A 12,826-nucleotide genomic window follows, 5' to 3' on the forward strand; every position below is an offset into this window, starting at 1 on the left:
CCTATTTTCGACGCGGTGTGCTCTCTGCGCTGGCCGCTCCAGGGCGCCGCGGATCCGGCTCCGCCGGTCCGCCAGCGCCGCCCCCTTGAGGGGGCGCGCGATGCGCGTAGGGGGTGGGGTTCACCACATAGCCGACGCCGCGCACGTTCTGGATCAGGTCGGCGCCCAGTTTCTTGCGCAGGCCGTGGATGTGCACTTCGACGGCGTTGCTGCTGATCTCGTCTTTCCAGCTGTACAGCTTTTCTTCCAACTGGGCGCGCGACAGGATCATGCCGGGCCGCGCCAGCAGCGGTTCCAGGATCGCCCATTCGCGGGCGGTGAGCGTGACCGGGCGGCCGTCCACCGTGACGCTGCGGGCGGCCGGATCGATGGCGACGCCGCCGTGTTCGTAGACCGGCTCGGCGCGGCCGGCGCTGCGCCGGATCAGCGCCCGCATGCGGGCCAGCAGTTCGTCGACGTCGTAGGGCTTGACCACGTAGTCGTCGGCGCCGGCGTCCAGGCCGCGGATGCGGGCGTCGACCGCGTCGCGCGCGGTGGCGATCAGTACCGGCGTGCGCGACTTGCGCGCGCGCAGGCCGCGCAGCAGGTCCAGGCCGTCGCCGTCGGGCAGGCCGAGGTCGAGCAGCACCAGGTCGTAGGTTTCGGTACGCAGCGCGGTGTCGGCGCTGCGCCGGTTCTTCACCCAATCGACCGCGTAGCCGTCGGCGCGCAGCACGTCCAGCACGCTCTCGCCGATCATCGCGTCGTCTTCGACCAGCAGGATCCGCATGGCTGCAAGGGCCGCCGGCCGGCGCCGGCGGCCGCTCAGGTTACTGCACCAGGTGCGAGATGAACTTGGTGTTGAAGTAGGCTTCCATCGCCTCGGTGCCGCCTTCCGAACCGTAGCCGGAATCGCGCACGCCGCCGAACGGCACTTCCGGCAGCGCCAGGCCCAGGTGGTTGATGGTCATCATGCCGACTTCCAGCGCGCGGCCGATCGCGTCGGCCGTCTTGGCCGAACGCGTGAACACATAGGAGGCCAGGCCGTAGGGCAGGCGGTTGGCTTCGCGCACCACTTCGTCGAAGCTGCTGAAGGGGTTGAGCAGCGCCACCGGGCCGAAAGGCTCGTCGCTCATGAACTTGGCGCCGGCCGGCAGGTGGGTCAACACGGTGGGCTCGAAGAAGTTGCCGCTGTCGCCGATGCGTTTGCCGCCCGCGCTCAGGCGCGCGCCCTGCTGCAGGGCGTCGGCCACGCCGGCTTCCATCGCGGCCAGCCGCCGCGGGTTGGCCAGCGGGCCCATGGTGGTGCCGTCGGCCAGGCCGTTGCCGACCTTGATCTTGCCGATGGCGGCGACGAATTTTTCGCGGAAGGCCTCCAGCACCGATTCGTGCACCAGGAAGCGGGTGGGCGACACGCATACCTGGCCGGCGTTGCGGAACTTGCTGCCGGCCAGCACGCGCGCGGCGTTGTCGAGGTCGGCGTCTTCGAACACGATGACCGGCGCGTGGCCGCCCAGCTCCATCGTGGCGCGCTTCATGTGCAGGCCGGCCAGCGCGGCCAGCTGCTTGCCGACCGGCGTGGAGCCGGTGAACGAGATCTTGCGGATGACCGGGTGCGGGACCAGGTATTCGGAGATCTCGGCCGGGTTGCCGTAGACCAGGTTGAGCACGCCGGCCGGCACGCCGGCGTCGGCGAAGGTACGGACCAGCTCGGCCGGCGAGGCCGGGGTTTCCTCGGCCGCCTTGGCGATGACCGAGCAGCCGGCGGCCAGCGCGGCCGAGACCTTGCGCACCAGCTGGTTGATCGGGAAGTTCCACGGCGTGAAGGCGGCCACCGGGCCGACGGGTTCCTTCAGCACGTGCTGCTGGACGCCTTCGGCGCGCGCCGGCACGATGCGGCCGTAGGCGCGGCGGCCTTCTTCGGCGAACCAGTCGATGGTGTCGGCCGCGGCCGATACTTCCATCCGCGATTCGGCCAGCGGCTTGCCCTGCTCCATCGTCATCAGCGTGGCGATGGCATCGACTCGCGTGCGCAGCAGCTCGGCCGCCTTGCGCATGATCTTGTAGCGCTCGAAGGCCGGGGTCGAGCGCCAGACCTTGAACCCCTTGTCGGCGGCCTCGAGCGCGCGGTCGAGGTCGGCGCGTCCGGCGCGCGCGAGCTGGCCGATGACCTGGCCGTCGGCGGGATTGCGGATCGGCAGCGTTTCGCCGGACTGGGCGGCACCCCATACGCCGTCGATGAACAATTGGACGTTCGGATATTGGGCTTGTGTCATGCGAGTCTCTTCTTGGTTGCACAGGCCGCCGGTGGAGCGCGGCGGCACAGGATGGTCCGGCGCGGGCGCGGGCGGATCGCCGCGTGGCCTTGTTGGTGTTCGGGGAAATTTCCTGTCGCCATCAACTATATGCCAGCGGCCGGTGCTTGGCGAATCCGGACGGCTGCCGCCCGCGCAAGGCCTACAATACCGGCCTCGCGTTTGCTGCAGGTGACCGCCGTGCCGGCCCGTTTCGAATCCAAGATCCTCCAGCCCGACGATTGCGTGCGGGCGGTCGAGCGCGGGGTGCCGCGCCCGCTGGTGTTCACCAATGGCGTGTTCGACATCCTGCACCGGGGCCACGTCACCTACCTGGACGCCGCGGCGCAGCGGGGGGCGACGCTGGTGGTGGCGATCAATACCGACGCCTCGGCGCGGCGGCTGGGCAAGGGGCCCGACCGGCCGCTGAACGGCCAGGCCGACCGCGCCGCGCTGCTGGCCGCGCTGGCCTGCGTGGACCTGGTCACCTTCTTCGACGACGACACGCCCGAGCGGCTGATCGCGCGGCTGCGGCCGGACCTGATCGTCAAGGGCGGCGACTACGACATGGAGCGGCTGCCCGAGACCGCGCTGGTTCGCAGCTGGGGCGGCGACGCGGTGGCGATCGATTTCGAGCACGACCGCTCCACGACTTCGCTGGTCAAGCGGATACGGGCCTCGGGCAATTGATGGCGTTCCTTGCCGCCCCTCGGCGGCCTCCGGGAGGACGCGGGCCAGGCTCAGCGCACTGGAAGCTCAGCGCGCCTTGAAGCTCAACACGGCTTGAAGCCCTGGCGCGGGAAGCGCGTTGTCGCGCCGGCCAGTGCCTGGCGCTCGGCATTGCCCAGGCCGCGCAGCACCAGCCAGCCGCGGTTGCCCGTTCCCGGGCGTTCCACCATCAGCAGGTTGCGCACGCCCACGCCCTGCAGCGCGGCGATGCGCCGGCGCGCGCCGGCCGACGAATTGAATACGCCCAGCGAAATGCCGTTGCGGTAGGGCCCCGCTTCCTGGATCACGAACAGATCGTTCACGCCACGCTGCTGCAGCCGCGCCGCCAGCGCCTGCGCGGCCGTCGCGCTTTCCAGCGGCGGCACCACCACCATGTGCGAGGAAGGCGCGGATTCGCGCCGCACGGCCACGGTCGCGCGCGGCAGCCGCTCGGCCGACCATTGCCGCGCCGCGTCGAGCTCGGCGTCGGCGAAGCCGCCCCAGGCCAGGCAGCGGCCCGGAGGCAGCGCGGCCTGCCGGGCGGCGGTTGCGTCCTGGTCCTGGTTCGCCGCCGCGGGGGGCGTGGCCGGTGCGGCGGCACGGACCGAAGCGGCGCCGGCGCTGCCGGCCGGTGCGGTGCTGCCACCAAGGCCGCCCGCCGCCTCGGCGTTGCCCGGCGCCATGCCGTCATCGCCGCTCGCCCCGACCGTGGTCGCGCCTGCCATCGCGCCATCGGCTGCGGCGGCCAAGGAAGGCGACGCGCCTGGGTCGCCAGGCTGGCGCGTGAAGGAAGAGGGGCTGGGAACCGCCGCGCTACCGGGAGGCGCCGGGGCGGCATCGGCCGGACCGGCGGGCGCGCCCGCCGCATGGCCGTCGGCCTGCGGCACCGAAATCAGCCCGGGCTGGATCTCCTGGGCCAGGCGGGCCGGTTCGCGGCCGCGGTCCGACGGCGAGGGGCCGAACCAGCCTCGGCCGAAGCCGAAGAGGGCGAGATTGGCCAGCAGCAGGACGATGAACAACGTGCGCATGACGGGCGGAAGCGTTCGAAGAAGTGGATAGGCGACGGCGGCTAGACCGCGGCATCCGGCGTCGAGGCTTTGGCCCCGGCCCCTGCCCCGGCTTCAGCCGCGGCGAGGCAGGCGAGGCCATCGAGCACGGGATTATCGACGACCACCGGCATCTTCGTCGACCCGGCGGCGCGCAGCAGCCGCTGCGCTTCCTGGGCCAGCGCCGGCCAGGCGCCGCCGGCGGCATATACCTGCGGTTCGCCGCCGACCCGTTCGCGCACCGTCAGCCACTGGCGCAGCAGCGCCCCGGCCTGCGCCGCCGCGATGCCGGAGACGATGGCATCGTGGGTGTGATCGGGAAAGCCGGCGATGCGCCCGGCGGCGTCCGGCAGGCCGGCGGTGCCCGCGGCCAGCGCGCGGCGCATCAGTTCGCCGCCGGGCAGGATCAGGCCGCCGATGAAGCGGCCGCCGGCGTCGATGGTGTCCAGGGTGGTGGCCGTCCCGAAATGCGCCAGCAGGCTGGCGGGATCGGCGCGGTGCCGGGCGCGCTGCCAGATGCCGGCCATCGCGAACCAGCGGTCGGCGCCCAGGCGTTCCGGCTCGCGGTAGCCATTGCGAAGCCCGAGCAGTTGCGCCGACGCGCCCACCCAGCGGACGGCGCAGCCGCGCGGGGCCAATAGCGCCGCCAGCCGCTGCGCCGCGGCCGGGCCGGCCACGTTGGTGCCCAGCGCCGCCCGCGGCGCGGCCGGCAACGCATCCAGCCAGGCTGCCATCGCCGATGCCTGGTCGTGGCCGAACGAGGCCTGTTCCGCTTCGCGCGGGCTGGCGGCGTCGGCATAAGGCCGGTCGAGGCGCCAGCCCAGCTTGACGCGGCTGTTGCCGGCGTCGATCAGCAGCAGCGCGGCGGACGGCCGATTCCCGGCGCTCACTGTTCGCCTCCCTCCACGCTGCGCACGCTGACGTCGCCGACGGTAACAGTGTGCAGGCCTTGCCCGTTGCGCAATTGCAGGCGGCCGGCGGCATCGATCCCGCTGGCGGTGCCGGCCAGCAGGGGCCGGCCGTCGTCGGTGACGGCCACGGTGCGGCCGGCCAGGGCGTCGACGGCGGCGAAGCGCGGCAGGAAGGGGGCCAGGCCCTGCACCTCGAAGGTATCGGCCGCCTGCCGCCAGGCTTCGGCAACGGCCGCGACCAGCGCGACCGGGTCGGCGCCGCCTCCGGTGGCCGCCCAATCGGCGACGTCGCGGCCGAGCGCCGCCGACAGCTCGCGCGCGCCGCGCAGATTGATGCCGATGCCCAGCACCACGCCAGAACCGCGGCCCTCGCCCGCCGGCGCCGAAACGGTTTCGGTCAGGATGCCGGCCAGCTTGGCGTCGCCCCGCTGGATGTCGTTGGGCCACTTCAGCCGCAGCCGCTGCGCGCCGGCCGGCAACAGGGCGTTCAGCGCCTCGCAGGCGGCAACGCCGGCGGCCACTGCCAGCGGCGGCAGCGCGGCCGGCGGCAGGCCCAGCCGGAAGCCGCACGAGAACAGCAGCGCATCGCCCGCACGCGCCTGCCAGCTGCGCCCGGCGCGGCCGCGCCCGGCCTGCTGCGCATGGCTGCCGTGCAGAATGGGCGCCCGCGCATCCCCGGCCCCGCCCCGCAGCACCTGCTGCACATCGGCGTTGGTGGAACCCGTGACGTCCAGCCACGACACGGTGCCGAAGCCGGGCAGCCCGCGCGCCAGCAGCACGGCGAAGTCTTGCGGATCGGGCAGTGCAGTAAGCGTGGAGGTATCGGACATGATGCAGCCCGGAACAAAAGAAAGAGAAGCAGCCATTGTAGTTTCCAGGGAGCCGGTACCCGCGCCACCCATCCGGGGCGCCGCGGATCCGGCCGCCGGTCCGCCAGCGTTTCCCTCCGAGGCGAGCAGCCGCAGGCTGCAAGGAGCGGGCCGCCTTCCATTGGCCCGTCCCCGCGCAGGGGGACTAAACTTACGGCATGCCCGTCCGAGCCCCGTCCGACCGAGCCCCGCCCCCGCGCCAAGCGTCCTGGCAGCCGGCGCCGATCGCCCGGCTGGCGCTGGGCATCATGGCGCTGCTGGTGGTCTACGCGAGCCTGTATCCGTTCACCGGCTGGACGGATGTCGGCCTGCCGGCCTTCGCCTATCTGCGCGCCCCCTGGCCCCGCTATTGGCTGGGATCGGAAATCGCCGCCAACGTGGCCGCCTATGCGCCGCTGGGCGCGCTGTTCGTATGGGCCGTCTACCCGGGCTTGCGCGGCACGGCGGCGGTCCTGGCGGCCACGCTGGCCTGCGGCGCGCTGTCGGCCATGCTGGAGGCGCTGCAGACCTTCCTGCCCGATCGCATCGCTTCCAACGTCGACCTGGCGGCCAATGCGTGCGGCGCGCTGCTGGGCAGCCTGCTGGCCGCGCCCGCGGCGCCGCGCCTGATCGGCGCCGGCGCCTCCGCGCGCTGGCGGGCCCGCTGGTTCACCGCCGACGCCGGGCCCGCGCTGATGCTCGCAATGCTATGGACGCTGGTGCAAGTGCCGCGCCAGCCGATGCTGTTCGGCACCGGCGAACTGGGCCGGCTGCTGGGCGACTGGGTATCGGTGCCGTCCGGCTTGCTGGGCGAGTTCTGGCCGCCGTCGCCCGCCCACCGCGTGTGGGCCGAGTCGGCCTGTACCGCGGTGGCAGTGATCGGGGTGTCGATGCTGTTGCTGCACGTGGCGCGGCCGGTGCGCGCGCGCGGGGTGCTGCCGTTCGCGCTGGTGGCCATCGCGCTGGCGATCAAGACGCTGCTGCAGCCGCTGGCGGTGCCGGGCCTGCCGGCGGGCGTCTGGGCCACCGGCGGCGCGCTGCTGGGCGGCGCGGCCGGCATGCTGCTGGCGGCCGCCTTCGCGTATCTGCCGCCGCCGGCCCAGCGCGTGCTGGGCATCGTCGCGCTGGCGCTGCAGCTGGCGATCGTCAACCTGTTCCCGCCCGACCAGTATTTCGATTCCGACAGTCTGTTCGCCGGCGTACGCTGGCTGCGCCTGGAATCGCTGACGCTGGGCCTGTCGGTGATCTGGCCGCTGGCGGCGCTGCTATTGCTACTCGTGCGGCATCGTGCCGCCCGGTCCTGATTGTTTGTTGAGACCTTCCATGGCGGCTACTACTGAATATCGGAACTTCGAGGGGCGGGCGGGGGCGATCGATTGCGCCATTGACCTGCCCGGCGGCGGCATCGAGGCGGCCCGCGGCTGGGCGCTGGTGCTGCATCCGCATCCGCTGTTCGGCGGCGCGCGCGAGAACAAGGTGGTGACCACCGTGGCGCGCGCCTGCGTGCAGTGCGGGCTGGTGGCGGTGCGGCCCAACTTCCGCGGCGTCGGCCGGTCGGCCGGCGCATTCGACAACGGCGACGGCGAGGCCGACGACATGGCGGCGCTGGTCGGGCAGTTCCGCGCCGCCCATCCCGGCCCGGCGCAGGGCCGCTTCGTGCTGGCCGGCTTCTCGTTCGGCAGCGCCGTCGCCAGCCATGTCCACGCGCGCTGCGGTCCCGGCAGCGGGCCGGACCTGCCGGTGGCGGCCCTGATCCTGCTCGGCACGGCCGCCAGCCGCTTCACCGTGGCCGAAGTGCCGGCCGACGCGCTGGTGGTCCACGGCGAACAGGACGATACGGTGCCGCTGGCGGCGGTGCTGGACTGGGCGCGCCCGCAGTCGCTGCCGGTAACGGTGATCCCCGGCGCCGGGCATTTCTTCCACGGCAACCTGCCGATCGTGAAGCGACTGGTGCTGGCCCGCCTGTCGCAGGCCGGCCTGAACCCGCTGTAGCCATCCGTTTGCGGCAATCCGTTTGTAGCAATCCGTTGCATCACGGTCGACCTGCCGGCGGCGCGCGGGCAGGGATGCCTATAATCCCGGTACCACTCCGCACGAGCCGCTGGCGCCGCGCCGGGCCGCGGTCCCGGCACATCGGCATCCAGCTTTTTTGATGATGCTGATCTCATGAACCTGCGTTTTCCCACGGCCCCGGCCGCCCGCGCGCTTGCCGCGGCCGGCCTTGTTTCCGTCTTCCTGCTTGGCGCGATGGCCGCGCCGGCCCCGGCCCGCGCCGCCGAGCCCGCGGCCGCCGCCGCTGTGGCGGAATCCCCGGCGGCCGGCACCGCGCCAGCCAACGTCGGCCTGCTGTCGTCGGTGCCGGCGCCGGCCATCGCCGCCCGCGCCTGGATCACGATGGACGTCACCAGCGGCCAGGTGCTGGCCGAAGAGCGGGCCGACGAACGCATCGAGCCGGCCTCGCTCACCAAGGTCATGTCGGCCTACGTGGTGTTCGACGCGCTGGCCGACAAGCGCATCACGCTGGGCCAGACCGTCAACGTGTCGGAAAAGGCCTGGCGCACCGGCGGTTCGCGCATGTTCATCGAGCCGCGCAAGCCGGTTACCGTGGAAGAGCTGATCCGCGGCATGATCGTCCAGTCCGGCAACGACGCCACCGTGGCGCTGGCCGAGGCCGTGGCCGGCAGCGAAGACGCCTTCGTCGCGCTGATGAACCAGGAAGCCGCCCGCATGGGCATGACGAACACCCACTTCGTCAATTCCGACGGCCTGCCCGACCCGCAGCATGTTTCCACCGTGCGCGACCTGGCCATCCTGGCCACGCGGCTGATCCAGGACCACCCGGCCGAATACGCGTACTACAAGGAAAAAGAGTTCACCTACAACAAGATCAAGCAGCCCAACCGCAACCGGCTGCTGTGGCTCGATCCGTCCATCGACGGCATGAAAACCGGCCATACCGAGGCCGCGGGCTATTGCCTGATCGCCTCGGCGCTGCGCGGCGACCGCCGCGTGGTGACGGTGATGGTCGGCACCCGCAGCGAAAGCGCGCGCGCCCAGGAAAGCCTGAAGCTGATGAACTGGAGCTTCCAGAACTTCGACACGGTCAAGGTCTATGACGCCGGCCAGGCGGTAGCCGAACCGAAGGTATGGAAGGGCAACGCCAGCCAGGTGGGGCTCGGCTCGGCCAAGCCGATCTGGGTGACGGTGCCGCGCGGCCAGGCCGGCAACATCAAATCGACGATCGAGCGCGCCGAGCCGCTGGTGGCGCCCTTGCAGGCCGGCCAGCAGGTCGGTACGCTGAAGCTCACGCTCAACGACAAGCCGATCCGCGAAGTGCCGCTGACGGTGCTCAAGCCGGTCGAGCTGTCGGGCTTCTTCGGCCGCGCGTTCGACGCCGTGCGGCTGTGGTTCCAATAGGAGTCGCCATGATCCCGGGCATCGCCGAAGACGCCGTCGCCTATCTCGACGGCACTTTCCTGCCACTGGCCGAGGCCCGGGTATCGGTGCTCGACCGCGGCTTCATCTTCGGCGACGGCGTGTACGAGGTGGTGCCGGTGTACCGGCGCCGCCCCTTCCGCATGGCGCAGCACCTGGCGCGGCTGGCGCGCAGCCTCGGCGCCATCCGCATCCGCAACCCGCACGACGAGGCCGGCTGGCAGGCGCTGGTGGAACGGCTGATCGCCGCCCATCCGTACGACGACCAGATCGTCTACCTGCAGGTCACGCGCGGCGTGGCCAAGCGCGACCACGCCTTTCCCGCCGGCGACCTGGCGCCCACCGTGTTCGGCATGAGCAGCCCCTTCACGCGGCCCGACGCCGCCCAGCGCGACGGCGGCCTGGCCACGGTGTCGATGCCCGACGAGCGTTGGCTGCACTGCGAGATCAAGTCCGTCTCGCTGCTGGGCAACGTGCTGGCCCGCCAGTACGCGGCCGACCGCGGGGTGCCCGAAGTCGTGATGTTCCGCGACGGCTTCCTGTCCGAAGGGTCGTCCAGCAACGTCTGGCTGGTCAAGGACGGCGTACTGCGAGCGCCTGTCAAGAACAATCTGATCCTCGAAGGCATCCGCTACGGCTTCATCGAATCGCTGGCGGCCGCGCGCGGCATCCGCTTCGAGATGCGGCCCATCGCGCGCGCCGAGGTCGACGCCGCCGACGAATTGATGCTGTCGTCGGCCACCAAGGAAATCCTGCCCATCGTCAGCCTCGACGGCCGGCCGGTCGGCGCCGGCCGGCCCGGCCCGGTCTACGCCAGCCTGCGGCAAGGCTACGACGAGGCCATAGGATGAAGCCCACCCCTACGCGCTTCGCGCGCCCTTCAAGGGGCGGCATCGGCGGACCGGCAAAGCCGGATCCGCGGTGCCATGGATAGGGCGGTGCGGGTTCACGCGCTGTGGACTTGCGCAGCTTCATGGAAACTGAAATGGCACAAATTCCTTCTTCCCCCGACGGCGACAGGCCGTCGCTGATCGAATACCCGTCCGACTTCCCGATCAAGGTCATGGGCGCGAACCACCCGCAGTTCGTCGAAATCCTGACCGAGGTGGTGCAGCAGCACGATCCCGGCTTCGACGGCGCCACGGTGGAGGTGCGCGCCAGCGCGGGCGGCAACTACCTGGGGCTGACCTTCATCGTGCGCGCCACCTCGCGCGAGCAGCTCGACGCGCTGTACCGCGCGCTGACCGGGCACCCGATGGTCAAGTACGTGCTGTAGACGCGATGCGGATCCGTTGGCTGCCCGGCCCGGCCGGCTACGAGCCGGTCTGGCGCGACATGCAGGCCTTCACCGCCGGCCGCGATGCCGGCACGGAAGACGAGATCTGGCTGGTCGAGCACCAGCCGGTGTTCACGCTGGGGCTGGCCGGCAAGCCGGAACACCTGCTCGCCGCGCACGACGTGCCGGTGGTGCGCAGCGACCGTGGCGGGCAGATCACTTATCACGGGCCCGGCCAGGTGGTCGCCTACGTGCTGCTGGACCTGCGGCGGGCGGGGTATTTCGTGAAGGAATACGTGGCGCGCGTGGAGCAGGCCGTGCTGGACCTGCTGGCCGGGCTGGGCCTGCCCGACGCCACGCGCAAGCCGGGTGCGCCGGGCGTCTACCTGCCCTGGCCGCGGCCGGCGGCCGGCACGCCTGCGCGGGAAACCGAGGCGCCTGCCGTGCCCGAAGCCCCCGAACTGGCCAAGATCGCCGCACTCGGCATCAAGGTACACCGCGGCTGCACCTACCACGGCCTGGCGCTGAACGTCGACATGGACCTGGCGCCGTTCGGCTGGATCAACCCCTGCGGCTATGCCGGCCTGCGCACGGTCGACCTGCGCTCGGCCGGGGTGGCGATTTCCGTGCGGGAAGCCGGCGACCGCCTGGGCGCGGAACTGCAGCGCGTGCTGCGGGCGCCGGCGGCGGTAGAATAAGGGTCGACACCAATTGCAGCCCCCGGTTCTACCCCGGCCCCGCTGCCAAGGAACCCCATGAGCACCTTTGCCGATTCCCCCGCGTCCGGCACCCCCGCCGCCGCGCCGTACGATCCGCTGCAGAAGCAGAAATCGCAGGCCAAGCTGGCCCGCATTCCGATCAAGGTCGTTTCCGCCGAAAAGCTCAAGAAGCCCGAATGGATCCGCGTCAAGGCGCCGGCGCCCACCTCGCGCTTCCACGACATCAAGCGCATCCTGCGCGAGCACAAGCTGCATACGGTGTGCGAAGAGGCGTCCTGTCCCAATATCGGCGAGTGCTTCGGCAAGGGCACGGCAACGTTCATGATCATGGGCGACAAATGCACCCGCCGCTGCCCGTTCTGCGACGTCGGCCACGGCCGACCCGATCCGCTGGACGCTGATGAACCGCTCAACCTGGCGCGGACCATCGCCGCGCTCAAGCTGAGCTACGTGGTCATCACCTCGGTCGACCGCGACGACCTGCGCGACGGCGGCGCGGCGCACTTCGTCGACTGCATCGCCCGCACGCGCGAACTGTCGCCCGCCACCCGGATCGAGATCCTGGTGCCCGATTTCCGCGGCCGCCTCGACCGCGCGCTGGCCATCCTCGACGCCGGCCCGCCCGACGTGATGAACCACAACCTGGAGACCGTGCCCCGGCTGTACAAGCAGGCGCGGCCGGGCTCCAGCTACGAGCATTCGCTGAAGCTGCTGGCCGAGTTCAAGGCGCGGCATCCCGACGTGCCGACCAAGTCCGGGCTGATGCTGGGCCTGGGCGAGACCGACGATGAAATCCTGCAGGTCATGCGCGACATGCGGGCGCACGGGGTGGATATGCTTACCATCGGCCAGTATCTGCAGCCGTCGGAGCACCACCTGCCGGTGCTGCGCTACGTGCATCCCGATACCTTCGCGATGTTCGAGCGCGAGGCCTATGCGATGGGGTTCTCGCATGCGGCGGTGGGGGCGATGGTGCGGTCTTCGTACCATGCCGACCAGCAGGCGCATGCCGCCGGGGTGGCCTGACGCCGGGCGCAATGTCGTAGGCCACATGCCCCGCGAGGTGTCGTGGCCCTGGTAGTTTCCTACTTGTCGACGGCGTTTTTCACCGCCGAGGCGGCGGGCGAACAGGGGAACGATCGCAGCGGTTTTCTCCTTCATGGCGATGGGCTTTGTGCCATTGGCGCGAGTAGGAATTCTATTTCGACTTGCCGCGTACGGGCTGCCGTCGCGGGCGCGTGCCGGCCGGGCCGATTCAAGAGCCGCTTGGTGGGCGATAGCCGGTAGGACATTCGTATCCCGCTACGAATATCCGGCGGGCGTTGCAGGCGATAGAGTGCAGTCCGATTCTCGCTGCATTCCCCGCCATGCCGAACCACGACGCCACCTACAAGCTGCTGTTCTCCCAATCGCCGATGATGGCCGCGCTGCTGCGCGGCTTCGTGCGCGAAGAATGGGTAGGCGCGCTGGACTTGTCCACGCTCGAACGCATGCCCTCCTCCTTTGTGACCAACGACCGCCAACGGCGCGAAAGCGACATGGTCTGGCGGGTGCGCAGCCGTGCTCGGTGGGTCTACGTCTACCTGCTGCTGGAATTCCAGTCGCGTAGC

The 12,826-nt window shown here is 71.1% G+C and carries 14 protein-coding genes; 9 read left to right on the plus strand and 5 right to left on the minus strand.

The annotated features are described in order from the left end of the window. Position 1: 1 nt before the first annotated feature. Positions 2-769, minus strand: a complete 768-nt coding sequence (locus tag ABD927_RS16500) for a response regulator (RefSeq protein WP_345250931.1) — start codon at positions 767-769, stop codon at positions 2-4. Between the two features lie 40 nt (positions 770-809). Continuing rightward, positions 810-2,255, minus strand: coding sequence for an NAD-dependent succinate-semialdehyde dehydrogenase (locus tag ABD927_RS16505; protein WP_345250932.1), 1,446 nt, complete (start codon positions 2,253-2,255; stop codon positions 810-812). 219 nt (positions 2,256-2,474) lie between these two features. On the opposite strand from ABD927_RS16505, the gene rfaE2 reads away from it, so the two are divergent. Further along, positions 2,475-2,963, plus strand: coding sequence for a D-glycero-beta-D-manno-heptose 1-phosphate adenylyltransferase (gene rfaE2, locus ABD927_RS16510; protein WP_345250933.1), 489 nt, complete (start codon positions 2,475-2,477; stop codon positions 2,961-2,963). Between the two features lie 83 nt (positions 2,964-3,046). On the opposite strand, the gene ABD927_RS16515 is transcribed toward rfaE2, so the two are convergent. The 3 genes from ABD927_RS16515 to ABD927_RS16525 are packed head-to-tail and all read right to left on the minus strand — an operon-like array spanning position 3,047 to position 5,804. Continuing rightward, positions 3,047-4,009, minus strand: a complete 963-nt coding sequence (locus ABD927_RS16515) for a hypothetical protein (RefSeq protein WP_345250934.1) — start codon at positions 4,007-4,009, stop codon at positions 3,047-3,049. A 41-nt stretch (positions 4,010-4,050) separates the two neighbouring features. After that, positions 4,051-4,917: a type III pantothenate kinase gene (locus tag ABD927_RS16520; protein WP_345250935.1), complete on the minus strand. Its 867-nt coding sequence runs from the start codon at positions 4,915-4,917 to the stop codon at positions 4,051-4,053. Further along, positions 4,914-5,804 carry a biotin--[acetyl-CoA-carboxylase] ligase gene (locus ABD927_RS16525; RefSeq protein ID WP_345250936.1) on the minus strand — a complete coding sequence of 297 codons (891 nt, stop codon included), beginning with the start codon at positions 5,802-5,804 and terminating at the stop codon, positions 4,914-4,916. Before ABD927_RS16525 ends, ABD927_RS16520 begins: the two co-directional genes overlap by 4 nt. A 161-nt stretch (positions 5,805-5,965) precedes the next feature. Here ABD927_RS16525 and ABD927_RS16530 point away from each other — a divergent pair, with 161 nt between their 5' ends. The 8 genes from ABD927_RS16530 to ABD927_RS16565 form a co-directional block, all read left to right on the plus strand. Continuing rightward, the gene (locus ABD927_RS16530) at positions 5,966-7,090 is read left to right on the plus strand and encodes a VanZ family protein (protein WP_345250937.1); all 1,125 of its coding nucleotides are present in this window, start codon (positions 5,966-5,968) and stop codon (positions 7,088-7,090) included. A gap of 19 nt (positions 7,091-7,109) precedes the next feature. After that, positions 7,110-7,778: an alpha/beta hydrolase gene (locus ABD927_RS16535; protein WP_345250938.1), complete on the plus strand. Its 669-nt coding sequence runs from the start codon at positions 7,110-7,112 to the stop codon at positions 7,776-7,778. 174 nt (positions 7,779-7,952) lie between these two features. Further along, entirely contained in the window at positions 7,953-9,203 is a 1,251-nt protein-coding gene (locus tag ABD927_RS16540) for a D-alanyl-D-alanine carboxypeptidase family protein (RefSeq protein ID WP_425570278.1), read from the plus strand. An 8-nt stretch (positions 9,204-9,211) separates the two neighbouring features. After that, on the plus strand, positions 9,212-10,072 hold the full coding sequence (locus ABD927_RS16545; RefSeq protein WP_345250939.1) for a D-amino acid aminotransferase: 861 nt from the start codon (positions 9,212-9,214) through the stop codon (positions 10,070-10,072). A 134-nt stretch (positions 10,073-10,206) separates the two neighbouring features. Continuing rightward, positions 10,207-10,497: a DUF493 family protein gene (locus ABD927_RS16550; protein ID WP_345250940.1), complete on the plus strand. Its 291-nt coding sequence runs from the start codon at positions 10,207-10,209 to the stop codon at positions 10,495-10,497. Between the two features lie 5 nt (positions 10,498-10,502). Continuing rightward, complete coding sequence (lipB, locus tag ABD927_RS16555) at positions 10,503-11,195, plus strand: lipoyl(octanoyl) transferase LipB (RefSeq protein ID WP_345250941.1); 693 nt, start codon at positions 10,503-10,505, stop codon at positions 11,193-11,195. A 57-nt stretch (positions 11,196-11,252) separates the two neighbouring features. Next, on the plus strand, positions 11,253-12,242 hold the full coding sequence (gene lipA, locus ABD927_RS16560; RefSeq protein WP_345250942.1) for a lipoyl synthase: 990 nt from the start codon (positions 11,253-11,255) through the stop codon (positions 12,240-12,242). Positions 12,243-12,583: 341 nt separating this feature from the next. Continuing rightward, on the plus strand, positions 12,584-12,826 hold a 243-nt coding region (locus tag ABD927_RS16565), incomplete at its 3' end, for an Rpn family recombination-promoting nuclease/putative transposase (RefSeq protein ID WP_345250943.1).

The organism is Pigmentiphaga soli (genome assembly GCF_039541095.1).
Lineage (GTDB): Bacteria > Pseudomonadota > Gammaproteobacteria > Burkholderiales > Burkholderiaceae_B > Pigmentiphaga > Pigmentiphaga soli.